The sequence below is a fragment of the Microbacterium sp. W4I4 genome, from assembly GCF_030816235.1.
Classification (GTDB): domain Bacteria; phylum Actinomycetota; class Actinomycetes; order Actinomycetales; family Microbacteriaceae; genus Microbacterium.
Genome location: NZ_JAUSXT010000001.1, coordinates 2,825,199 through 2,848,622 on the forward strand (window position 1 = coordinate 2,825,199; position 23,424 = coordinate 2,848,622).

At 67.3% G+C, this 23,424-nt stretch carries 20 protein-coding genes; 10 read left to right on the forward strand and 10 right to left on the reverse strand.

The window, feature by feature from the left end:
* Positions 1–25 precede the first annotated feature (25 nt).
* From QF046_RS13385 to QF046_RS13405, 5 genes are all read left to right on the forward strand, one after another.
* A complete protein-coding gene (locus tag QF046_RS13385; RefSeq protein ID WP_307370624.1) occupies positions 26–2,083 on the forward strand; it encodes a hypothetical protein in 2,058 nt (685 codons plus the stop codon).
* Positions 2,084–2,223: 140 nt separating this feature from the next.
* Positions 2,224–3,576, forward strand: coding sequence for an ABC transporter substrate-binding protein (locus QF046_RS13390; RefSeq protein ID WP_307370627.1), 1,353 nt, complete (start codon positions 2,224–2,226; stop codon positions 3,574–3,576).
* A gap of 13 nt (positions 3,577–3,589) precedes the next feature.
* The gene (locus QF046_RS13395; protein ID WP_307370629.1) at positions 3,590–4,561 is read left to right on the forward strand and encodes a carbohydrate ABC transporter permease; all 972 of its coding nucleotides are present in this window, start codon (positions 3,590–3,592) and stop codon (positions 4,559–4,561) included.
* 12 nt (positions 4,562–4,573) lie between these two features.
* Positions 4,574–5,461, forward strand: coding sequence for a carbohydrate ABC transporter permease (locus QF046_RS13400; protein WP_307370631.1), 888 nt, complete (start codon positions 4,574–4,576; stop codon positions 5,459–5,461).
* 46 nt (positions 5,462–5,507) lie between these two features.
* Complete coding sequence (locus QF046_RS13405) at positions 5,508–6,494, forward strand: aldose 1-epimerase (protein ID WP_307370633.1); 987 nt, start codon at positions 5,508–5,510, stop codon at positions 6,492–6,494.
* A gap of 111 nt (positions 6,495–6,605) precedes the next feature.
* On the opposite strand, the gene QF046_RS13410 is transcribed toward QF046_RS13405, so the two are convergent.
* From QF046_RS13410 to QF046_RS13440, 7 genes are all read right to left on the reverse strand, one after another.
* On the reverse strand, positions 6,606–10,439 hold the full coding sequence (locus QF046_RS13410) for a family 43 glycosylhydrolase (RefSeq protein ID WP_307370636.1): 3,834 nt from the start codon (positions 10,437–10,439) through the stop codon (positions 6,606–6,608).
* Positions 10,440–10,621: 182 nt separating this feature from the next.
* Positions 10,622–11,410, reverse strand: coding sequence for an SDR family NAD(P)-dependent oxidoreductase (locus QF046_RS13415; RefSeq protein WP_307370638.1), 789 nt, complete (start codon positions 11,408–11,410; stop codon positions 10,622–10,624).
* Positions 11,407–12,291 carry an MBL fold metallo-hydrolase gene (locus QF046_RS13420; RefSeq protein WP_307370641.1) on the reverse strand — a complete coding sequence of 295 codons (885 nt, stop codon included), beginning with the start codon at positions 12,289–12,291 and terminating at the stop codon, positions 11,407–11,409. Before QF046_RS13420 ends, QF046_RS13415 begins: the two co-directional genes overlap by 4 nt.
* A gap of 6 nt (positions 12,292–12,297) precedes the next feature.
* A complete protein-coding gene (locus QF046_RS13425; protein WP_307370643.1) occupies positions 12,298–13,569 on the reverse strand; it encodes a Gfo/Idh/MocA family protein in 1,272 nt (423 codons plus the stop codon).
* Between the two features lie 132 nt (positions 13,570–13,701).
* Positions 13,702–14,448 carry a GntR family transcriptional regulator gene (locus QF046_RS13430; RefSeq protein WP_307370645.1) on the reverse strand — a complete coding sequence of 249 codons (747 nt, stop codon included), beginning with the start codon at positions 14,446–14,448 and terminating at the stop codon, positions 13,702–13,704.
* A 100-nt stretch (positions 14,449–14,548) separates the two neighbouring features.
* Positions 14,549–14,746: a PfkB family carbohydrate kinase gene (locus QF046_RS13435; protein ID WP_373425732.1), complete on the reverse strand. Its 198-nt coding sequence runs from the start codon at positions 14,744–14,746 to the stop codon at positions 14,549–14,551.
* Positions 14,715–15,500, reverse strand: coding sequence for a PfkB family carbohydrate kinase (locus tag QF046_RS13440; protein WP_307370649.1), 786 nt, complete (start codon positions 15,498–15,500; stop codon positions 14,715–14,717). Before QF046_RS13440 ends, QF046_RS13435 begins: the two co-directional genes overlap by 32 nt.
* 34 nt (positions 15,501–15,534) lie before the next feature.
* On the opposite strand from QF046_RS13440, the gene QF046_RS13445 reads away from it, so the two are divergent.
* From QF046_RS13445 to QF046_RS13465, 5 genes are read left to right on the forward strand one after another with little or no spacing between them, the layout of a single operon-like run.
* Positions 15,535–16,431, forward strand: coding sequence for a 2-deoxy-5-keto-D-gluconate 6-phosphate aldolase domain-containing protein (locus QF046_RS13445; RefSeq protein ID WP_307370652.1), 897 nt, complete (start codon positions 15,535–15,537; stop codon positions 16,429–16,431).
* Positions 16,428–17,441: a zinc-binding dehydrogenase gene (locus tag QF046_RS13450; RefSeq protein WP_307370654.1), complete on the forward strand. Its 1,014-nt coding sequence runs from the start codon at positions 16,428–16,430 to the stop codon at positions 17,439–17,441. The genes QF046_RS13445 and QF046_RS13450 overlap by 4 nt, the downstream gene beginning before the upstream one ends.
* A complete protein-coding gene (locus QF046_RS13455) occupies positions 17,438–18,334 on the forward strand; it encodes a sugar phosphate isomerase/epimerase (RefSeq protein ID WP_307370657.1) in 897 nt (298 codons plus the stop codon). The genes QF046_RS13450 and QF046_RS13455 overlap by 4 nt, the downstream gene beginning before the upstream one ends.
* Positions 18,331–19,461, forward strand: coding sequence for a Gfo/Idh/MocA family protein (locus tag QF046_RS13460; protein ID WP_307370660.1), 1,131 nt, complete (start codon positions 18,331–18,333; stop codon positions 19,459–19,461). The genes QF046_RS13455 and QF046_RS13460 overlap by 4 nt, the downstream gene beginning before the upstream one ends.
* Positions 19,458–20,225 carry an SDR family NAD(P)-dependent oxidoreductase gene (locus QF046_RS13465; protein ID WP_307370663.1) on the forward strand — a complete coding sequence of 256 codons (768 nt, stop codon included), beginning with the start codon at positions 19,458–19,460 and terminating at the stop codon, positions 20,223–20,225. Before QF046_RS13460 ends, QF046_RS13465 begins: the two co-directional genes overlap by 4 nt.
* An 18-nt stretch (positions 20,226–20,243) precedes the next feature.
* Here QF046_RS13465 and QF046_RS13470 read toward each other — a convergent pair whose 3' ends face one another.
* Genes QF046_RS13470 through QF046_RS13480 form a run of 3 tightly spaced genes read right to left on the reverse strand, consistent with a single transcriptional unit; the run spans position 20,244 to position 23,399 of the window.
* The gene (locus tag QF046_RS13470) at positions 20,244–21,152 is read right to left on the reverse strand and encodes a carbohydrate ABC transporter permease (protein ID WP_307370666.1); all 909 of its coding nucleotides are present in this window, start codon (positions 21,150–21,152) and stop codon (positions 20,244–20,246) included.
* The gene (locus QF046_RS13475; protein WP_307370668.1) at positions 21,149–22,084 is read right to left on the reverse strand and encodes a carbohydrate ABC transporter permease; all 936 of its coding nucleotides are present in this window, start codon (positions 22,082–22,084) and stop codon (positions 21,149–21,151) included. Before QF046_RS13475 ends, QF046_RS13470 begins: the two co-directional genes overlap by 4 nt.
* 4 nt (positions 22,085–22,088) lie before the next feature.
* Positions 22,089–23,399: a sugar ABC transporter substrate-binding protein gene (locus QF046_RS13480; protein WP_307370670.1), complete on the reverse strand. Its 1,311-nt coding sequence runs from the start codon at positions 23,397–23,399 to the stop codon at positions 22,089–22,091.
* Between the last annotated feature and the right edge of the window lie 25 nt (positions 23,400–23,424).

Sequence of the window (23,424 nt, forward strand, 5' to 3'; positions counted from 1 at the left end):
AACGAACACAACACGAGTAAGGGCGATGATGACCACCGATAAGGACGAGTTCGTATTCGACAGCGACCAGTGGACGCTGCAGCGCGATGGTGCGCCGATCCTGCGCATTCTCGCGCGGGAGGGGGCGAAGGACACCTTCACGCCCATCGACGGCGGATTCTGGCTGTGGGAGCGGGTGTGCGACGAGGCGACCGACTCGATGCGCATGGAGCTCGAGACCACGTTCACCCCTCAGTACACGATGGTTCCCGGCATCAGCTACAACGGCAACGGCTGGGGCGACACCCCCGAGTATGTGGGAGACCGCGCCGCCGACGGCACGCCGTGGACCTGGGCGTGGCACCGCGCCACCATCCCGGCCTGCACCTACTCGGCGGCCGACGGACAGGCCGTCGTGCTCTCCGGCGCCCTCGACGACGCCGTCAGCTGCTCCCTCACCCTTGAGGGCGACGTGGAGCGCCATTCCTTGATCTGGCCCGAGGTCGAAGGACCGCAGGTGCTCCACCGGCACTTCTGGAAGGACGCCTACGAGGGCTCCATGGAGCCGCGGCGCGTCTTCCAGGCGGTCATCGGAGGATTCGAGGCAGAACGGCCGCACCTGGACTACCAGCCGCTGATCGACTTCGCATTCCGCTACTACGGACACCCCGTGCAGGAGAAGTTCGGCCCGAAGCGGCTCTACGACCTGAGCATGGCGTACACGAAGTTCCTCTGGACGAAGGAGGCCGATGGATTCGTCAGCATCAACCGCGGATGCGGTTGGCACGACGACATCACGGCTTTCGGCAAGGCGCGCGTGTCGAAGTACGAGATCGGCTGGGTGGGGCAGAGCGCGCTGCTCTCGGTCGCGCTGCTGGAGGAGTTTGAGCGCACCGGAGACAAGGATGCTCGCGACAAGGGCTTGAGCGTGCTGGACGACTGGTGCAAGTTCGCGATGCCCAACGGCATGGTGCGCATCAAGTTCAGTCTCTCCCCGACCGAGGACGGCGTGCTGCAGCAGGCGGAGGAGAAGCTCGAGCAGAGCAAGGAGCCGGGCAAGGAGCTTCCCTACGAGGAGTACCACCCGGAGTTCGTCACCGGAGCCGACGGGAAGCGCATCTTCCCGATCGACGCCTGCAACCTCGGGGGCGCCGCCGAGCATCTGCTGACGGCGTTCCAGATCGCGGAGCGGATCGGCATGTCCCGGCCCGAGTACAAGCGCGTCGCGCTGGGAATCTGCGACTTCGCACTGCGGGAGCAGAAGGAGAACGGTCAGTTCGCGAAGGCGTGGAACCCCGATGGGAGCGTCTTCCGTGAGGGCGGCACCGTCGGATGCTTCCTCGTGCCTGCCCTGCTCAAGGCGTACGAGGTCACCGGCGAGGACGTCTACCTCGACAGTGCGACGCGCGCCTTCGACTTCTACTACGACGAGCTGCTGCGCGATGGATACACCACTGCCGGCGCCCTGGACACGTACTGCATCGACAAGGAGTCCTCGAGTCCTCTGCTCATCTCAGCGCTGCGCCTGCATCGCGTCACCGGTGAACAGCGCTTCGTCGACGCGGCCGTGGTCACAGCGCGGTACCTGAGCACCTGGATGATGCACTTCACGGTGCGCTACCCGGAGGACAGCCTGCTGCACGAGGTCGGAATCGACACCTTCGGCATGACCTCGGTCTCGACCGCGCATACCGCGGTGGATCAGTACTCGCTGCACGACGTCCTGTCGTTCTTCGAGCTGGCCGACCTCACCGGCGACGACCAGTGGCGCGAGCGCGCGCTGGCCCTGTGGATCGGCGCCAGCCAGCTGATCTCCGACGGCACGCTCTCCGTGCGCGGACGAGTGCGTCCTGCGGGGTCGCAGGACGAGGCGATCTTCCACACGCGATGGGGTCGCCCGGTGGTGACCGAGTTCCATCCCTGCGAGTGGCTGCCTGCCTGGCCGACGGCGTTCCGCCTGGAGGTGCTCCTGCGACTGAAGGACTGGAGCGAGCTCGAGCGCGGGCTCGACACCATCTCGGGCGAGATCCAGCCCGTTGCGCTGGACGAGCCCATCGCGGAACTCGGCGTGAGCGAGACGGCCCTGGTCGCGAACACGCGCTGAGGCGGAACGGCATCCCGCAAGGATGCAAATGTTATTACCTCTAGACATTGACACATGAATAACGGCTCCATATGCTGAAATACAGCAGCTTCAGATCCAGATCTGAATCCCTGGAGCCGCACCGACAAGGAGGTCAGATCGTGGTCACCAACAACACCCGGATCAGCAGGCGCGGCTTGCTGATCGGAGGCCTGGGTCTCGCAGCGACAACAACCCTGCTCGCGGCATGCGGTCCCGCGGACGGCACCGGCGGAAAGCCCGCAGCCACCGATAAGGGAACCGAGGAAGAGGGCACGCTCGTCGTCTGGGGCGGTGTGGCTCCCGAGATGGGGCCGCAGGCCCTGATCGACGCGTTCATGAAGAAGCATCCCAAGATCAAGGTCGAATACGTCCGCTTCGTCAACAACCCCGAGGGGATCCTCAAGCTCGACACGGCGCTGCAGGGCGGCGTTCCGATCGACGTGTTCTTCTCCTATGGAACCGTCGACATCGCCCGTCGCTCGGCGGCCGGCCTTGCCCTCGACCTCACAGAGCTGGCCGACAAGGACGACCAGTTCAAGAGCTTCGTCCAGAAGAAGCCGATCAGCACGCTGGTCGACGGCAAGCTGTTCTCGATTCCCACCTCGATGTACCCGAACTACGTGGCGATCAACGAAGACGCACTCGACAAGGCGGGAGTCGACGTTCCCTTCGACTGGACGATCGACGACTACCACAAGGTAGCGAAGGCCATGAAGAAGGCCGGCTTCGACGTGGGCGCCTACAACGCGCCGAAGCCGTTCCCGGCCACGCTCGGCGGCGACTACCTGTACAAGGACGGCGGCAAGAAGTCGAACTTCGGTCACGCGTCCTACCAGGACGAGCTCGATCTCGTGCTCGCCATGGAGGATGACGGGTCGATCTTCACGCAGGAGCGGATCACGGCCGAAGGTATCGGCGGCTACGCGCAGAACTACTTCCTCGACGGCACCTTCGGCATGATGATCGACGGAAACAACGTCATCCGGTACGCCAAGAACCTCACGGAGTACCCGCACGACTTCCGCATCACGTTCCGCCCCTACCCGGCTCCTCAGGCGGGGAAGCCGTACTTCAACCCCGGCGTGCGCGGCGATGATGTCCAGATCTCTGCCAAGACGCAGTATCCGGCAGCGGCATGGACGTTCGTGAAGTTCTGGATGGGCGAAGGCGCGGACCACATGACGACCGCCGGCAAGGTGTCGCCCGACCAGTTCGCCAACCCGTCGGAGACGATGTACGAGAACCTGTTCGGGCCCGACCGGGAGAAGCTGTTCGACGTCGATGCGTTCGACAAGATGTTCTTCACGGAGGAGCCGCCGATGTCCGTGCGCGCGATCACGACGGCGTACACCGAGATCTCGACACTCAAGTCCCAGATCGAGGGCGAAGTGCGGCTGCGCACGAAGTCGGTGAGCGACGGCATCGCAGAGCTGACGCAGAAGGCCGACGAAGCCATCGCCAAGGCATCCTGAGAAAGACGCGCCTGTGACTGTGACTGAAGCTGTGACCACACAGGCGGGCCGGGCTCCGCGCTCGGCCCGCCTGCCCACGCCGCCACGCAAGCCGCGGGCGCTGGTCAACGGCTACCGGTGGTGGATCCCGTGGGCGTTCCTGACGCCGACGATCGTCGCGGTGGCGGTGTTCCTGATCGTGCCACTGTTCGCGGGACTTTTCATCGCGTTCACCGACTGGAACGTCGTCTCGGGCATCGAGGGGATCCGGTGGGTCGGCGGGGCCAACTTCGCAGAGCTCATGGGCGACGAGAAGTTCTGGTCGTCGATCGGGCGGACGCTGTTCTACGCCGGGGTCGGCACACCGCTCACGGTCGCCGTCGGAGTGGTCCTCGGCATCGCGCTGAACCGTCCGATGCCCGCACGAGGGCTGCTCCGCGCGATCTTCTTCCTTCCTTCGCTGGTCAACACGGTCGCGGCGGGAACGGTGTGGCTGCTGCTGCTGCACCCGACCTCGGGCCTCGTGAACGACACGCTGCGCGCGATCGGCCTCAGCGAACCGCCCAAATGGTTCGTGTCCCAGGACTGGGCGCTGCCGGCGATCGTGCTGATGTCCGTCTGGATCGGTGCCGGCTACGTGGCGGTCCTCGTGATCGCCGCGCTGCAGGACATGCCGGAGGAGCTGTACGAGGCGGCCACGCTCGACGGCGCCGGCGCCCTGCGCAAGTTCACGACCGTGACTCTTCCCGGGCTCGTCCCGATGCTCACCTTCCTGCTCATCACGTCCTTCATCGGGCGTTCGCAGTCCTTCGGACTGATCCAGTTCATGACATCCGGCGGTCCCGGTGAATCGACCACCGTGCTCTCGTACTACATGTACGAGGTCGGATTCCATTCGTATCGATTCGGCTACGCGGCCGCGATCGGCGTGATGAGCATGCTGGGCGTGCTCGTGATGTCCGTCGCCCTGTTCCGTCTGCAGCGCGGCCGCGGGCTCTACACGTAAGGGTTGCCAGGCATGAGTACCGAAATCATCGAGGCGCCCACTCTGATCGCCCGTGCGGGATACCTCCGACGCAAGCGCAAGGAGCGCGCCGTCTGGTGGCTGACCGGGCTGATCATGGCGGCGATCGCGCTGCTGTTCCTCACCCCCTTCCTGTGGATGGTCTCCTCGTCGTTGAAGAACAACGTCGACATCTTCGAGATCCCGCTGCGGTGGATCCCGGATCCGATGGTCTGGGCCAACTACATCAACGTCTGGTTCGGCGAGCGCTCGATGGTGCGCTACTTCTCCAACTCGACGATCGTCGTCATCGCCACGATCATCGGCCAGCTCATCGTCGTGACATTGGCCGGCTACGCCTTCGGACAGCTGAAGTTCAAGGGCCAGAATGTGCTGTTCCTGGCGTTCCTGGCGACCTCCATGGTCCCCGGGCAGCTGCTCCTGGTTCCGCGCTTCATGTTCTTCCGGCAGATCGGCCTCTACGACACACTCTGGGCCCTGATCCTTCCCGGCCTCGCATCGGTGTTCTCGACATTCCTGCTGCGACAGCACTTCGCCTCCGCACCGCGAGAGCTCGGTGAGGCGGCACGGATCGACGGCGCCAGTGAATGGCGGATCTTCTTCCACATCTACCTGCCGCTGGCCCGACCGATGCTCGCTGCGCTCGCGATCCTGATCTTCGACGCGACATGGAACGACTACGAGAGCGCCCTGATCATGATCACGGACGAATCGAAGTTCACGATCCCGCTCGGCCTCACGCGCTTCATGTCGGAGGACGGCACGGTCTCACTGGGGCCGGCGCTGGCGGGATCGGTGTCATCGCTCATCCCGGTCCTGATCGTGTTCCTGATCTTCCAGCGGCAGTTCATGCACTCGATGTCGCGCGCCGGCCTGCGGTGACGAGAACAGAACGAGACCACAGAACGAGAGCACAGAGAGAGCGGCGATGACCACTTCGGCGACCGAGCATCAGATCACCACAGTCTCCGGATGGGAGGCGCATCGCCTGTCCACGAAGGAGCTCGAGGTCACCGTCATCCCCGGCAAGGGCGGGGACGTGCATTCGATCACCGACCGCGCGAGCGGGGTGAACGTGCTGTGGACCCCGCGCTGGGGGCTGCGCCCGCCGAACGCCCTGCCGCTCCCCGGCGTTCCCGAGGCGCTCGCGCTCGACCGCTCAGGCGGTGGGTGGAACACCATGTTCCCCAACGCCGGGCGAGCCTCTGTCGAGCACGGCGTCGACTGGGGCTTCCACGGTGAGACCTGGCTCACGCCCTTCGAGGCGGAGCAGATTCCCGGCGGCGTCCGCATGACCACTGTGCTCGCGCGGAGCCCGTTCGCGGTGACCAAGGACGTCACCATCACGGGGAACCAGGTGACGGTCACCGAATCGGTGACACACCTGGGCGCCCGTCCCGTCGACGTGCTCTGGGTCCAGCATCCGGCCTTCGGTGAGCCGCTCATCGGGCCGAACACGACGGTGGAGATCACCGGATGCCAGGTGAACCCCGACATGCCGGAGGACCTCCCGCCGACCGAGCAGCCGCCGCGCTGGCCCGATCACATCGAGGTCGACGGCGCGCACCACGATCTCTCGCAGCTCCACGCTGACCGCAGCGGCGTCGCACGGCTCGCCTTCCTGGGCGCATTCGACGACGAGCAGGTGCGCGCCCGCATCCGCAACCCCGAGCTCGGGCTCGGCGTCGAGCTGGAGTGGAGCAGGGCGGACTTCCCCTTCGCCTGGTACTGGTACGAGGCCGGTGGCAGGCAGGACTACCCCTGGTACGGCAGCGCGCACTCGCTCGCCCTGGAGCCTGCGAGCGGCTACCCCAGCGGCGTGCGCCGTGCGCGGGAGCTCACCGGCACCGCGACGACGATCCAGCCGGACGAGACGGTGACCAAGACGGTGCGCCTGACGGTCACGTCCGCCTGACGCGGGCTGCTCGATCTCCCCACTCCGCACACGAAGAACCCCGCACACGAAGAACTCCGCACACCAAGATGCGCCGACGCGAATCGCGTCGGCGCATCTTCGTGTCCGCCCTCAGTCGGTGAAGCCGCTGATCTTCTTCGCCAGGGGGATCGGGTTCACGCTCATGGTGTACTCCTTCGACAGCGGAGCCGGGTGACCCGAGCCGTCACCGATCCGCAGCCCGTCCGCGTCGGCGACGTACGGCTCGATGAACCCGTGCCGTGCGGTGGTGGTCGAAGTACCGGGGCGGGCCTGGTACATGAACCAGTCCGTGCCCTCGTGGTCCCTGAAGTTGGGGCCCGTGCCGGTACCGGTCACCTCGTCGTTCCTGCTCATGATCGGCGTGGGGTTCTTGACCCAGTTGGCTGCGACCATCGGGTCGCCCCCGACGTACTTGAGGTAGCCGATCGCGTAGTTGACGGTCCAGTAGCCGCTCGCGGAGTACGCCAGGTAGACCTCGCCGTTGTGCCCGTACACGGCGGTGTTGCCTTCGACGACCTTGGGCCACCACATGTTCGGGTCGCTGGTGGACTGGGCGTAGCCGTACTCCTCCCAGTCGTACTCGGAGCGCGTGATGACCGTGGGGTCGCCCTTCAGGGTCCACGGGTCGACGATGCGGCTCATGTTGATCGTCTGGTGGAAGTCGCTCGTCCCGCGCCCGAGCTCAGCCACATACATGATGTGGGTCTCGCCTGCGACCCGCATCAGCGAGATGCCGGCGACGAAGCTCTCCGCGTTGAAGTCGGGATGGTCGACGTTCGTGATCCGTCGGGCGACGTTCACCTCGCCGGTGACCGGGTCGCCCCAGCGGCCGAACAGGTCGTCGCCGTCCAGAGCCTTCAGCACATGCTGTCGCTGACCCTCGGCGGCACCCTCACCGAGCTGCGCTGCGGAGAGGTACAGGTACCAGCCGGCGTTCTCCTCGCCGACCTCCTCCGCCGACAGGTGGTGGATCTCAGGCGACCAGAGGTTCGCCATTCCATCCGGGGCGAAGATCACCGAACCCACGGCCTGCGAGAGGTCGGCCGGGTTGGCGACCTTGTACAGCGACATGGTCGTGCCCGAGGTGGCGAGGAAGTAGTACTGCCCGTCGTGCACGAACATGTACGGGTCCGCAGCCCGGACGAGCGGGTTGGTGAAGGTCAGCTCGCCGGTGGGCGCGGCCTGAAGATCCAGCGCCGGGTCGACGTGCAGTGCGCTCGTCATGGATCCGGCGAAGCCCTCGCTGCCGAGCAGGTCGGTGAGGTGTCCGAAGTCGCCCCCGGACACCGTCAGGTCGAAGCTGCCCTCGAGCACCGTGGACCGCGACTTCGCCGGGGCGATCGTGGCCCAGACCTGTCCTCCGGTCACCGTCATGTCGACGTCGTAGTCGGCCGCATACTCCGCGCCGTCTTCCTCGTAGACGGCGTAGATGCCGTGGGTGAAGGTTCCGCCGTCGATCGTGGCGGATGCCGATCCCGAGGTCTTCCCGCGGTGGGCGAGGACCACGGTTCCGTAGAACGTGCCGCCGTCGATCTCGACCGAGATCTCGGCGTCGTCCGTCACGGTCGCCGTGTCGTCGGACCCGCCGCGCAGGTCGGACCACGTCCCGCCCTTGACCGTCACCGATGTGGCCGGTGCCGCGGTGGCGTCGTCACGGCCGCCGACGATGCTCAGGTAGGTCTCACCGCGACGGGTGAACTCGGTGGAGACGTCGGCGCCGATGGTCAGCGCGTGGCCCATGCCGTAGATGGTGCCGTCGATCGCCGGGGACTGCAGCTGCAGCTCCCGGAACGTGGTCGGGCCGCCCAGGCGCATCGCGCCTTCGATCTGCAGGGCCGCTCCGTCCGCACCGAAGTCGATGTCACCGTCGTCGGAGGTCAGCACGACGTGCGGGTCGTGGGCGCCCAGGTCCTGCCCGTCCTCGATCGTGTACTGGTCGGTCAGCACCACGCGGCCGTCGCCCGACAGCGCGGCGATCGCCGTGCGCAGGTCGCCACTGGCGTGGGTCGGGCTGCTGCCGTCACCGTCGCCGGCAGAGGAGAGGTACACGACCTCATCGTCGGTGATGGTGTCGAAGGCGGGCGCGATCCTGTCGATCACCGTCGCGTCGGCGCCGGGGAGTCGAGTCAGTGAGCGCTTGGCGCCGTTCGCGGCCGACCAGCCGGCCACGCTGATCTTGCTGATCTCGGCTGAACCGATCCGCACCTTGACCGCGGCATCCGCGCGCTTCAGCTCGGCATCCCGCACCTCTCCGCCGAGGAATCGGGCGATCAGGGTCTCGGTGATCCGCCCTGCCGATGACGTCAGCTTCCTGACCTCACCGCCCGCGACGGTGACGCGCACACCGGCGACGTCGTAGGGGGAGTCGGTGCCCGCGAAGACCCGCTTCACGGTGCCGCCCGCGATGGTCACATCGGTGGCGCCGCTGAAATCGCCGGTCAGGCCGGTGATTCCGACGACGCGGTCGAATGCACCGGATTCGACAGAGATCGAGGCCCCGTCGCTCACGCCCGACAGGCTCGCGAGGCTGCCGTCGCGGAGGGTGACTCCATCGCCGATCGTGAGGTCGACGCCATCGACGCGGAAGTCGAGCGCGCCGGCGTTGTCGATCTTCACCGTCTCGAAGGTGACGTCGCGGGCGAAGGCGATGTCGGCATCGGCCGGGAAGGAGATGGATGCCGCGCCGTCGCCGACGAAGCTCACTCGGCCTGCGCCGGCGGTGAGCGTCGCGGGGCTCACGTCCCACGCGACGGCACCGCTGATGGTGATCGCACCGCCGTCGGCGGCGAGCAGACCGAGGGCGGTCTCCAGGCTCCCGCACGGGTTGCCGGCGCTGCACTCGTCGCCCCCGCCGCCTGCACTGACGCGTACATCCGCCGTGTTGATCAGGACATCGAAGATCTCCCTGAGGGCCGCCACCTGCGTGGCCGTGTGGTGCTGGCCGGCGAAACGCACGGTCCGCACGGGCGCGAAGGCCAGGATCTGGTCGCGCCTCTCCTCGCCGCCCCACGCGTTCGCGGCCTTGATGGCATCCCAGGTCGTGCCGTCGAGGGCGAGGTCGACGTCCTGGACGACGTTGTTGATGTCGATCGTGCTGATGTGACCGCCGGTGAGGTTCATCGATGCCGAGCCCAGGAGGTAGCGCGTCACGTCACCGCCGGTGTGCAGCGTGCCGACACGGCCGCCGCTCATCGTGATCTCCGTGCTGCCGGAGTAGTGGTTCTCGAGGGCCGCCCCGAAGACCTCCTGGATGACGCCGCCGGTGATCGTGATGTGCGAGGTGCCGGTGTACGTCTGCGTGGCGACACCCTTTCCGCGGGTGAACCCGGACACCTTGTAGAAGGTTCCCGAGCCGATCGAGATGTGCGAATCCGCATCGCGCACCGTCTCATCGGCGGAGGGTCCGTGATAGCCGCCGACGACGAAGACCTGCCGCACTCCCGGCTTCGGGGTGCTGACCATGGTCATCCCTTCGCCGAAGGCGATGGGATGGTAGTTCGCGGCGAAGACCGCCCACTGCGAGGTGACGACCGTCAGGTCGGCGAACGTCGTCGGACCCGCGAGGTTGTACTCGATGAAGGCGGTGTTCCCGAACACCAGGCGCCCCGGGTAGGTGCGCTCGCCGTCGTCGCTCGTCACGAGGATCGGCGCGGTGTGCGCCGGCTCGCTGACAGTGGCCGTGAGCGGGTAGTCGTCCATCAGCACGACGCGACCGCCGCCGTCCGCCACGAGGGCGAGGGCGCGATCGAGCGTACGCACCGGCTGGGCCGGGTCGGTGCCGGCCTGCTGGTCGTCGCCGGATGCTGCGGCGACGTAGACCACGGCATCCGTGGCGGCGATCACCGCTGTCGGGGCGGTCAGCCCGCAGAGTATGAGCACGAATGCCGCGATGGTCGCTATGAGTGGACGGGATCGACGAGTCATGGGGAATCCTCGGGGTGATCGGTGCGACCGGGACCCGCATCCTCGACGTTGACGGAGCGACGACTCGATCGAGCAAATGTAAAGACAACAGTTGTTACTGTCGTACGGATGTCATGCTATAGATGATCCGCCGTGTCGTCAATGGTGTCCGGACCTGCTCGGGGTCGTGCGGGATGCCGCGCTCAGAACGAATCGTCGAGCATCGCGTCGATCGCGCCGTCGATCGACTGACCGCCGTCGACCGTGATCGTCTGACCGACGATGAAACGGCTCTTGCTCTTGTCCGCGAGGAACACGGCGACCTCGGCGATGTCGGCAGGAGTGCCGCCGCCACCGAAGGGGATCTTGCGGTTGAAGCCGTTGAGGTCGCGCTCGGTGTAGCGGTCGAGCGCCTTGGTGTGGATGAGCCCGGGGGCGATGCCGTTGACGTTGATCCCGTGCGCGATGAGCTCGACCGCGAGCGACTTGGTCATCATGTTCAGCCCGCCCTTCGCAGCCGAGTACGGCAGCGACTTGCGGCGGACCCAGGTGATGTCGCCGTGGATGGACGAGATGTTGATGACCGCTCCGTGCACGTCCTGAGCGACCATCGAACGGGCGGCGGCCTGCGTGCAGTACGCCGCCGCGCTGAGGTTGAGTGCGATCTGGCTGTCCCAGTAGTCGACGGGCATGTCGATGAACCCGCCCTGGGGCATCTTCAGCGCTCCGCCGGCGTTGTTGACCAGCACATCGATGCGCCCGAAGCGCGCGACGAAGCTCTCCACCATCGCCTGGGCCTCGGCCGCGTCCGCGACATCGGCGGCGAACACCTCGGCCTCCACGCCGAGGTCCCGGCACTGCTGCGCGATGCTCTCGGCATCCTCCGCGGAGGAGCGGTGGTTGATCCCGACGTGGTACCCCTCGCGCGCGAACGCGAGTGCGCATCCGGCGCCGATTCCCCGCGAGGCTCCCGTGATCAGTGCGGTCTTCATGCGTTCTCTCCTTCGGCGGCCTCCTGATAGGCGGCCACGGTGTGCATGGGCAGGAACATCTTCGCCGGTGCGACTCCGCCGATCTCCTCGACCAGCGCGTGCGCGACGGCGAGGGGATCGGCGACGCCGGCGTGCGCCATCCCGGCGACGAATCCGCGGTCGTGCTCGTAGCATCCGACGCACGTCGCGAGGAACCGGCGGGCGGCCTCCTCGCCGATGGCGGTCTCGCCCAGCGGAAGATACGGATGACCGCAGACGATGTTCTGCACCGGAAGATCCAGCAGTCGATGAAGCGAAGCGAGGTACCGACCCGGATCGAACAGCAGCGCGCACCCCTGGGAGATCGTGCCGTTCAGCTGCAGCGAGTCGCCGGTGATGAGCGTGCCCGAGCGCGTGTCGAGGAAGCAGCACGCGTCGGTGTCGTGGCCGGGCGTGTGGATCGTGCGCAGCGGGCCGATCATGGCGTCGTCCTCGAGGAGGAGGTCGGGTTCCGCCCCGTCGAGCACGGCAGGAGGCGCGGCACTGTGCTCGGGGAACTTCGCCCGGATCTCACGGCTGTACGCGAGCGGCTGCTGCATCCGTGTCCGGGATTCGTGGAAGACGCCGACCTTGATCGAAGGCGCGAGCGCACGCATCCGCGCGATGCCCCCGACGTGGTCGCCGTGGATGTGGGTCGCCAGCACCCAGCCGATGTCCGACAGCGTCAGACCGAGGTCCGCCAGGGCGGGAACGATCGTCGAATCCACCGTCTCGGCGCTGCCTCCGCTGTCGACGAGGATCGGCTCATCGTCGCTGAGGACGAGGACGACCCCTGTCCAGACGCCCGTGAAGGGGACCTTGAGGAGGAAGACGCCGTCGGCGACGGGGGTGAAGCGCTCCATCTCGACTCAGGCGTCCGCGCCCATGGCGGCGTCGATGCTCTCCTGGTAGCCGCGCACCGTGCCGTTCAGCACATCGTCGACGGTCACGATGGTGCCGCCGGCAGCCCCGGACTCCATCATCGCGTAGCAGAGAGCGATCGCGCGCAGGCCCTCGGTGAAGCCGACCTCGGGCTGACGGCGGGATGCGATGGAGGCGCCGAACTCGGCGTACTCGACCGCAAGCAGCAGGCGGTCGACGGTCTCGAAGTCGAGCCCGTACGCGGTCGCCCTGCTGCCGCCGAAGAGAGCGGCCGTCGCATCGTCGAGCTCGAAGTCGGGCACCAGGGGAAGGATCTCGGCGCCGGTATAGGTGTGCTTGCCGTCCAGCGTGAGCAGCAGCGGCTCTCCGCTGCGGTCCTTCGGGATCTCCACGGCGCCGGCCGAGCCGTGCACGCTGCGCGCCCACTCCGAGCGTCCGTGCCCTGCGCGGTTCTCGGCGTACTGACCGATCGCGCCGGACTCGAAGTTGACCATGGCGAACAGGGCGTCGTCGGCCGTGGCGGTGAACTCGGCCGGCATCGCGGCCTGGAACTGGCCGTACACACCGCCCGGGTTGGATGCCGGGGCGCCGCCGGTGGCCGCCGGGTTGTAGCGGGTCTTCTCGTAGAGGCGCATCTGCGCGTACACACTGGAGACCGGGCCGAGGTAGTACTCCATCATGTCCGTGTAGTGCGTGCCGGCGTCGAAGAGGATGCCGCTGTCGTCCTTCATATGACGCCACATCGAGATCGCCATGAGATTGCCGCCACCGCTCGAGCTCTGGTGGAAGTAGCGCGGTTCGCCGAGGACACCGCCGTCGATGAGTGCCTTCACAAGGCGGTTCGTGGGGTCGCGACGGAAGTTCTCGGCCACGCTGAGGATCCGATCCGATCCGGAGATGGCCTTCTCCAGCGTGTGCGCGGCCGCGATCGTGAGCCCGACCGGCTTCTCGACCATCACGTCGATTCCGAGCGCGATGGCCTCAGCGGCCAGCGTGTGATGGAAGCGCGGCACCGTGGTGATGTCGACGGCCACGGCGCCTGCACGCTGCGCGGATTCGAGGTCGGCGCAGGTCACGGGACGTCGGCCGAGGTGCTTCTGCGCTTCGCCTGCGAGCAGCTCGGCGCGCGCCGAATCGACGTCGCAGACGGCGACGAGGTCGAACGGGTTCAGTCCCGCCTTCTCCAGCTCTGCGAGGCCGAACATGTGTCGCGTCCCCATACCGCCGCTGCCGACAATCGCGAGGGGAATCCTTGCCATGATGATGCGCCTTTCGGGTCGTCTCTGCGAGCAACCTTATTTGGGCGGAGGTTAATATGTCAATACATAGCCAGGAATCGATGACGGCGGAGCTCGTTAGGCCGGCCGGTCCATCCTCGCCGAGAGAACGGATCAGTTCTCTTCGAGGACCAGATCGATCTCGTAGTTGTCGGATCGGTAGACGTGTTCCGCGTATTCCACGGGAGCGCCTCCGGGTTGGAAGGCGGTGCGCCGCACTGTGATGACGGGCAGGCGGTTCGGGATCTCGAGGAGTTCGCTCTCCTCGGTGGTGGGGAGCCGCGCGGAGATGGACTGGTGCACCACGATGGGACCGACGCCGTGGTCGCGCAGGAACGAGTAGAGGCCGCGCTGCTCGAGGTCGTCGTTGTCGATCGGTGCGAACCGGGTCGGCAGCCAGTTGTGCATGATGGTCAGCGTGTCGCCGTCGGCGTAACGCAGACGCTTCAGCCCGATCAGCTCGGTGTCCGGGTCGAGCTCGAGCGCGACAGCCGCCTTCGGGTTGCGCTCGGTCACCTGGCTGAGGATCTTCGTGCTGGGTTTGCGGCCCTGAGTCGCGAGGTCCTCGTACAGGCTTCCCTTGCTGACCTTGCGGTGCACGCGGCGACTGGTGATGAAGGTGCCCAGCCCGCGCTTTCGCACCAGCAGGCCCTGGTCGACGAGATAGCGGATGGCGTATCGCACCGTCGGGCGCGACAGGCCGAGGCGCTTGCTCATGGCGACCTCGTTCTCGACGAGATCACCGGGCTGCACCGACCCGTCGGTGATCGCCGCGATCAACTGCTCGGCGAGCTGGAAATACAGCGGGACGGGCGAATTCCGATCAAGCGATACCGGGATCACGGCCTCATCGGTCGACATCGCCACCTCGTTCCTCGCTAGACATGTCCACTCATTAGGACGATAATCCCAGCGCGGTGCGCAAGCAAGCAGGCGGCCGCCCGGCGCGCCGCCCTGCGGATCAGCGGCGCCCTGCCAGGAATGCGGTCACTTCGGATGCCGTGGGCATCGCGACCGAGCATCCGCGGCGCGATGCGACGATCGCCCCGGCGGCGACCGCGTGGCGCATGGTCACCTCGAGCGGCCATCCGGCGACCTCGCCGGCCAGGATCTGTCCGCCGAACGCGTCACCTGCCCCGAGCCCGTTCACCGTCTGCACGGGGAACGCCGGCTGCTCGATCGTCTGGTCGCCGGCTGCCGCGAGCGCCCCCTCCTTGCCCTCCCTTGACGACAGCGAGGCGGGGCCCCTGGCTCAGCAGCTCCTTCGCGAGATGCTCGGGTGTTCCGCTCGCGCCGAGCGCGATCTCCACTTCGTGCTTGTTGCCGATCACGGCATCCACCTGGCTGAGGATCGGGCGCAGGCGATCGCGCAGCGCGCTCTCGCTCGCCCAGAAGTCGCGCCGGTAATCCAGGTCGAGGAAGACGCGATCGGCGGTGGCGAGTGCGGCGATGTGCGCCGCGGCGGACTGCTCGGATGCGAATCCGGATGCCGTGATCCAGAGGATGCGCGCGGATGCCGCGGCACCGGAGAGCTCCTCGGCGTCGATGCTCTCCTCCGGTGGCTGCGGGTCACGGAAGAAGGTGAGCCCCGGTTCGTGCGGCTCCTGCAGATCGCACACGGCGAGCGTGGTGCGTCGCCCCGGCACCGCGTGGACCCAGCGCGTATCGACCCCGAACCCCTCGAGCTGGCCGACCAGGAAGTCGTGGAAGAGGTCGTCGCCGGTGCGAGTGACGACGGCGCTGCGCAACCCGGCGCGGGCGGCCGCGACGGCGACGTTGGTGGGGGATCCGCCGAGGAACTGGTTGTACGACACCACGTCCTTCGGGGCGCGTCCATCCTCGGCGGGGTACAGATCGACGACCGCTCGCCCCGCTGTGACGACGTCCAATTCTCGATTCAGCTGTAAAGACATAGCGACATAGTAACAATCTGGTAGGGTTCCCGGTATGTTCAGTCCAGAGCCGGGCGCGATGGGTGTCGATGACGATACGCCGATCGCACTTCTGGCGTTCGACCACCGCGAGCGCAACTTCTCCTCCGTGCGCCCGACCGGCATGACGGACGACGAGATCCGACGCTCCAAAGAGCTGATCTTCGACGCGTTCGAGGTCGTCGTCGAGGGCGGCCTGCACGGGGTGAGGCCCGGCATCATCGTCGACGAGGAGTTCGGCGCCCCGCTCGCGCGTCGAGCCGTCGAGAGCGGCATCGCGGTCGCCATGCCCGTCGAGAAGGCGTCTCAGGATGTCTTCACGTTCGAATACGGCGATGCGTTCCGAGAGCACCTGCGGGAGTTCCGGCCCGCGTTCGCCAAGGCGCTCGTGCGCTACCGCGTGACGGACCCCGCCGATCATCGGCGCATCCAGCGCGAGCGGCTGCGGGAGCTGTCGGACTTCGTCGCCGGCGAGCCGATCGCCCTCATGCTGGAGCTGATCGTCGGCCAGCGCGCCGATGGCCCGGATGCCATCCCCACCGTGGACGTCGACGGGCTGTGCGCCTCGATGGCCGAACTGCAGGACGCAGGCGTGCACGTGGACGTCTGGAAGGTCGAAGGCACCTCGTCGCAGGAGGACGCCGCGCAGATCGTCGCGCAGGCTCGGCTCGCCGATGCGAACGCCCGTTGCGTCGTGCTGGGGGCGGGTGCGCCCAGAGACACCGTCAGCCGGTGGCTCGACGTCTCTGCGGCCACTCCCGGCTACGGGGGATTCGCCATCGGACGAAGCATCTGGGGAGAGTCGATCGTCGCCTGGTTGGATGGCACCAGGCGCCGCGAACAGGCCATCGAAGAGATCGCGTCGACCTGCAGACGGTGGGCGCAACAATATGTGGGAGAACGAATCCGATGATGCAAGCTCTGCGCAAGACAGGCCCTGCGCCCGAGGACATCGCGCTGCAGGACGGGCCACGGCCGGAGGCAGGACCAGGGCAGGTCGTCGTCGACGTCGCCGCGGCGGGTCTGTGCGGCACCGACCTGCACATCCTCGAGGGCAGTTACGGCTCGCGCCCGCCGGTGACGCTCGGTCATGAGGTCAGCGGCACCATCTCGGCGGTCGGTGAGGGCATCGACCCCGCCAGGATCGGTGAGGAGGTCGCGCTCGAGACGTTCTTCTCGGTGTGCGGCGTGTGCCGCGGCTGCCGCTCCGGATCGCCGAACCGCTGTCAGTCGCGCGTGTCGATCGGCTCGGGCGCGGATGGCGGGTTCGCGGAGCAGATCGTCGTTCCGGCGAAGAACGCACGCCGACTACCGGAGCACATCCCCGTCGACGTGGGAGCGCTCAGCGAGCCGCTGGCGTGCGTGTGCCGCTCCCTGTTCCATCCGATGCCCGCCGTGCAGGCGGCGGACAGTGTCCTCGTCATCGGCCCCGGCGCCATGGGGCTGCTCGCGGCGCAGGTGGCGCGGGTGTCCGGAGGCGTCGTGACGGTGCTGGGAACGCCCTCGGACGCCGAGCGGCTCGACGTGGCCTCGGCCCTGGGGTTCGAGACGGCCACCGATCCCGGCCGGCTGGCCGCTGAGTACGACGTCGTCCTGGAGTGCTCCGGCTCGGCCGGCGGGATGGCCGAAGGGATCACCCGGGTCACGCGCGGGGGACGCTACGTGCAGATCGGCCAGCGCGGCAACGCGGTGCCCGTCCACCTCGCGCTCGTGTCGTTCCATGAACTCGTCATCACCGGCGGTTTCGCCAGTACACCGGACTCGTGGGACCACGCCATGCGGCTGCTCGAGATGCGCCTGGTCGACCTCGAACCGCTCGTCAGCCGGACCTACCCGCTGGATCAGTGGCAGGCGGCCTTCGACGCCGTGCGAGCGAGCGAGGGCGTCAAGCAGCTGCTGAGCCCTGCCGGAGCCCGCTCGTGAAGCTCGGATACAACACCTGGTCCATGCCGAACACGCCTTTCGGCGACGCCGTGCGCAGCCTGTCGGACATCGGCTACGACAGCGTCGAGGTGACCGTCTGCGAGGGCTGGCCGACGGATGCGGCCACGGCATCCGACGCGGATGCAGCGGGCTGGCGGGCATCCGCCGCCGAGATCGGACTCGAGATCTCGAGCGTGACGGCCAACGCGCCGCTGGTCACCGATGAGGACACCTGGGTCGAGAGCCGCCGCCGACTGATCCGCTCCTTCGAGGTCGCCGCGATCCTCGGCGGCGGAAAGCCGCTGCCGGTGAGCCTCGGAGCGCACAAGCCCAAGGCGCCGCTGCTGGGCGGCAACCCGCCGCCCATCGTGGCTCAGGACTCCTGGGACACGGACCGCGCTCTCATCATCGACCGCTTCGGAGACCTGGTCGAACAGGCGGTGGCCGCGGGCTGCACGGTCGCCCTCGAACCGCACGCCGGGGCGGTGGTGTCGCGGCCGGAGCACGCACTGGCCGTCTTGGAGGCGATCGCGTCGCCCGCGCTCGGCATCAACCTCGACATCTCGCACTTCGCGGTGCGCGACTTCGACCTGGCGGAGGTCGTGTCCTCCCTGCTGCCGCACACGGTCGTCGTCGAGGTCAAGGACCATCGCCGGGGCGCAGCCGGGTTCGACTTCCTCATCCCCGGTGAGGGCGAGTTCGACTATCCCGCCTTCCTCGGGCTGCTCGAGCGTGGCGGATATCGGGGTACGGTCTCGGTGGAGATCAGCGTGCGCAGGCAGGCGAAGCCGGACTTCGACGAGCGGGCCGCGGCCGAGCTCGCGTATCGCACCCTGCGCGAGGCCATGATGGTGGCCGGAGTCGTTCGTTCCGGACAGGAGAGGCGTGCATGACCGAGGACCTTCGCGTCGGCGTCGTGGGCCTGGGCAGATTCGGCCTCATCCACGCCGAGAGCGCCGCATCCCTTCCCGGTGTGCAGTTGGCCGCGTTGTGCTCTCGCACGCAGGAGAAGGCCGAGGAGGTCGCGCGGCAGTACCCGGGTGCCTCGGCCTACGACTCCGTGGAGCGGATGCTCGCGCAGGCCGAACTGGATGCCGTTCTCATCGCCACCCCGCACAAGCAGCACTTCGAGCCCGCCATGCAGGCCATCTCCGCCGGCGTCGCGGCGCTGGTCGAGAAGCCGCTGACGACGTCGCTCGACGAGGCTCACCGGCTCGTCTCGGCTGCTGAGGAGGCAGGGGTCGCGCTGGGCACGGTCTTCCAGCGGCGGTTCGTCCCCGCAGCGGAGCGCATGCACGACGCGATCGACGAGGGCCGCCTCGGCCGCGTCGTGGCGGCGGAATGCCTCGCTCATCTCGGCCGCGACCGCCAGTACTACGAGCAGGATGACTGGCGCGGATCGTGGGGGGGTGAGGGCGGAGGAGCCCTGCTGACCATGGCGATCCACTACATCGACATGATGAACTGGATGCTGGGAACCCCGACCTCGGTGTACGGACGCTGGGGCACGCTCAAGCACGCGGACTACATCGACGTGGAAGACGTCGCGGGCGCCGTGGTCACCTACGAGAACGGGGCGATCGCGACGGTCCAGGCGATGACGACGTTCGAGAACGGGTTCGCCTCGCAGCCCAGCCCCACGGTCGCCCATCAGGCACCCGGCTTCCGTCTTGCCGTGCACGGCACGGCGGGGCACAGTGTGGGGGTCGCGGAGAGCCCCGAGCTTGCGCAGGCGGTCAACGACCTGTGGACCTTCGACGGCGAGGAGCCGCTCAGGGCCTCCTGGCAAGCGGAAGAGGCAGGACGCCGCAGCGTGCCGGAATTCCATCGTCGTCAGATCGCCGAGTTCCTGGATGCCGTGCGCGAAGGCCGGCCTCCTGCCGTCACGGGTCGCGACGGTCTCAGAGCGCTCGAAGTCGTGAAGGGCGTCTATCTCGCCCAGGAAAGGGGTGCCGCCGTGTCACTGCCCATGTCGGATGCCGATCGTCAGGCCGCTGACGCGCTCGGCGGCGTCGCATGACCGCCGAGGAGCGCGTCGCCCTGGTCACCGGCGGCGCCACAGGAATCGGCCGCGCGACCTGCGTGGAGCTGGCGCGGCGCGGCATCCGAAACATCCACATCGGCTACTCGCGATCGGCCGATGCGGCCGAGAGCCTCGTGGCCGAACTGGCGGAGCTGGGAGCCACCGGGCACCCGCTGCGCATCGATGTCTCCGACCGCGACGCGGTCGGTCAGGCCGCCACGCAGCTGCTCGCGACGAGCGGCGGACTCGACATCCTGGTGAACAGCGCGGGCGTGACCAAGAAGATCGACTTCACCGACCTGGACGCCATCACCCCCGAGCTCTGGGATGAGATCCTCGGTACGAACCTCCTCGGCGCGTTCTGGGTGTGCCAGGCGTTCGCCGAGACGCTCAAGGAGCGCGGCGGCTCGATCGTCAACGTGTCGTCGATCTCGGCCACCCGCGTCGTCGGAAGCTCCCTGCCCTACAGCGTGAGCAAGGCCGCACTGTCGCAGCTGACGAGGGCACTCGCCGTGGCGCTCGCCCCCACCGTTCGCGTCAACGCCGTCGTCCCGGGCACCGTGCTGTCCGGCTGGCACGAGCGGCTGGTCGGCACGGAGGCCGCCCAGGCAGGCTTCGAAGCGGAGGCGCGACTGGTGCCGATGGGGCGCCTCGCCGACGCCGCCGACATCGGTGAGGCGATCGCCACACTCGCTCTCGGGATGGGCTTCGCCACCGGCCAGGAGATCATCGTCGACGGCGGCAAGGCCCTGCGCTACTGACCATCTCGCGACTGTGGGCTACTCCTTCACGGCGCCGGCCGTCAGGCCCTGCACGATCCAGCGGCTCGCGAGAGCGAACATCAGCATCGTCGGCAGGATCGTCAGCACAGCAGCCGCCGACATCGAGCCCCAGTCGATGTTGAACGTCGAGATGAACCCGTTCAGCGCCGACGGCACCGTACGGTTCGCATCCGTGTTCATCAGCACCACCGACAGGAACAGCTCGTTCCAGCAGTTCACGAAGTTGAAGATGAACGCGGCGATGATGCCCGGCGTCATCACCGGAACGAGAACCCGGAACAGGGCGCCCAGGCGCGAGCATCCGTCGATCATCGCCGCCTCTTCGAGCGCGTCCGGGACGTTCTCGAAGAAGCCGCGCAGCATCACCGTCGAGAAGGGGATGCAGATCGCGATGTACACCAGGATCAGCCCGGGCTTGGTGTCGACCAGACCCAGGTCGCTCATCATCGAGTACAGCGGTCCGAGCGCGATGAACGCGGGGATCATCTGCGTCAGCAGGAACGCGATCAGCACTGCGCCCTTGCCGCGGAACTCGAACCGGGCGATCACGTAGGCGCTGAGCAGCGCGATCAGCGTCGCCACCGCGCCCGCCGTGAGTGCGACCAGAGCCGAGTTGCCGAGGAAGACCCCGAAGGAGCTCTTCTCGAACAGGCTGACGTAGTTCTCCAGCGAGGGCCGGCTCGGCCAGTACTCGATCGGGTAGGTGTTGACCGTGCCCGGCGCCTTGAACGAGGTCAGCGCGATCCAGTACAGCGGGAACAGCGTGATGATCAGCCAGAGCGCGAGGCCGACCACGCGCACCACGCCGCCGACGGTCACCTTGCGGGGGCCACGGGGAGCGGATGCCGGGTTCGGCACGGTCAGGCGGCGGGTCTCCGTGGTCGAGGAGGTCGTCACTGCGGTCATTTCTGCACCTTCCTCATCACCATCAGGTAGAACGCGCAGAACACGAACAGGAAGGCGACCACGATGAGCCCGATCGCGCTCGCGATGCCGTAGTTGCCCTGCTGGGTGTAGTCGATCATCCAGGTCGTGATGATGTGGGTCTGGCTGGCAGGGCCGCCGCGGGTCATCGCCCAGATCACGTCGGGGAAGTTGAAGATCCAGATCACGCGCAGCAGGATCGTCAGGAACAGCGTCATCGAGATGTACGGGATGATGATCGAGAACAGCTGACGCGCCTTGCCGGCGCCGTCCAGGCTGGCGGCCTCGAGCATGTCATCCGGCACCGACTGGAGAGCCGCGAGGATCATGATGGCGAAGAAGGTGACGCCGTACCAGATGTTGGCGACGATCACAGCGAACATCGCCAGCTTCGGATCGGCCAGCCAGGGCAGCGGATGCGAGATCAGTCCCACCTTCATGAGCAGGTCGTTGATCACGCCGAACTCGGCGCTGAACATCCAGCGGAACAGCATCCCGATCAGGAATCCGGACACCGCCCACGGGAAGAACACCAGTGCCTGGTAGAGACCGCGGAAGCGGAACTTCTTGCGCAGCGCGAGCGCGATGAGGAAGCCGATCACCAGCTGCGGCACGAGCGAGCCCACCACCCAGAGCACCGAGTTCCACGCGATCGTGGGGAACGCCGGGTTCTGGAACACGGCGATGAAGTTGGCGAAGCCGACCCAGGGCGTCGAGGTCAGGTCCCACAGGTTCCAGTCGTGGAACGCCATGCGCGCGCCCTGCAGCATGGGGAAGTAGGTGAACCAGCAGACGAAGACGAGCGCCGGCAGCATGAACGCCAGCAGCGTCCACGCGTGTCGTGCCCGGAAGGGGCGCCGGGAGGCCCCGCCGGCAGTGCCGACGGAGCCTCCTGAGCGGGTGGGACGAGCCACGGGGTCAGCCCTTCTCCGCGGCGTACTTCTCCGTCCAGAACGCGTCCCAGGACTTCAGCAGTTCGCTGGTGGTCATGTTGCCCAGCAGCACCTTCTGCACGTCCTGGTCGGACTTCTGGATCCACTCCGTCCACCAGCTGACACCGCGCGGCTGGCGCACGTTGACGTAGGTGTCGGGGTCCTCGGTCATGGTGACGTAGCTGGTCCACGGGCCGGTCTTGTAGAACTCGTCATCCGAGGCGGACGCGATGATCGGCACGAGGCTGTTGGCCTGCGCGAATTCCGTGGCCGGCTCCTTCGACGACAGGAACTCGACGAGCTTGACCGCCGCGTCCTTGTTCTCGCTCTTCTCGGCGACGCCCCAGCCGGCGACGGCCAGTGGCTGCGCGGCCTTGCCGCTCGGGCCGACGAGCAGCGGAGCGGTGTCCCACTGATCCTCCTTGAGCGAGGAGCCCTGCACGGTCGCGATGACCTCGGGGTCCTGCAGCAGGAACGCGGTGGAGCCGTTGGTGAACCCGGCGACCATCTCGGGGTAGCCCCACGAGACGGCAGACGGCGGCGACGCCTTCTTGAACAGGTCGAAGTAGTCGTCCACGGCATCCTGCGCCTCAGGGGCGGAGAACATCGTCTTGCCGTCCTTGAGCAGGAACGCATCGTCGACGTTCAGGTCGTCGATCGTGTACGCCTCGATGGCCGCGACGACGTTGCTGTTGGCGTTCTGGCCGCCGCGGAACGCGTAGCCGAAGATGTTCTTCGCCGGGTCCTGGATGGCGGATGCCTGCTCGAGCAGGTCCTTCCAGCTGTGCGGCGGGCCGTCGAAGCCGGCCTGCTTCACGAGGTCGGTGCGGTAGAACAGCGACAGCCCGTAGAAGCCGTAAGGCACGAAGTAGGTCTTGCCGTCCTCGGCGACGGATGCGGACTGCGCGTTGTCGGTCAGCTCGCTCCACCCGTCCCACTTGTCGAGGTCGCTCTTCAGATCGTGCAGCCAGCCGTTGTTCGCGAACGGTCCGACGGTGATGTCGCGCACTTCGAGCACGTCGACGCCCTTGCCGGACTGCAGCATCTGCTGGATCTTCTGGTCCGCCTGCTCGGTGGGCGGCGAGATGAGGTTGACCTTGATCTTCGGGTTGTCCTTCTCGAAGTCGGCGATCAATCCCTTCAGCAGGTCGGTGCGGGCCGGGTTGGTCAGGCTTTCGACCATCTGCAGGGTGACGGAGCCGTCGGCGGCGGGGCCGCCGCCGGAGGAGCAGCCGGTGAGGGCGAGGGCGGCGACGGTGCCGATCCCCGCTGCGGCGGTCAGGATCCTGTGCTTCATGATGTGCCTCTCGATCTGGGTGGGT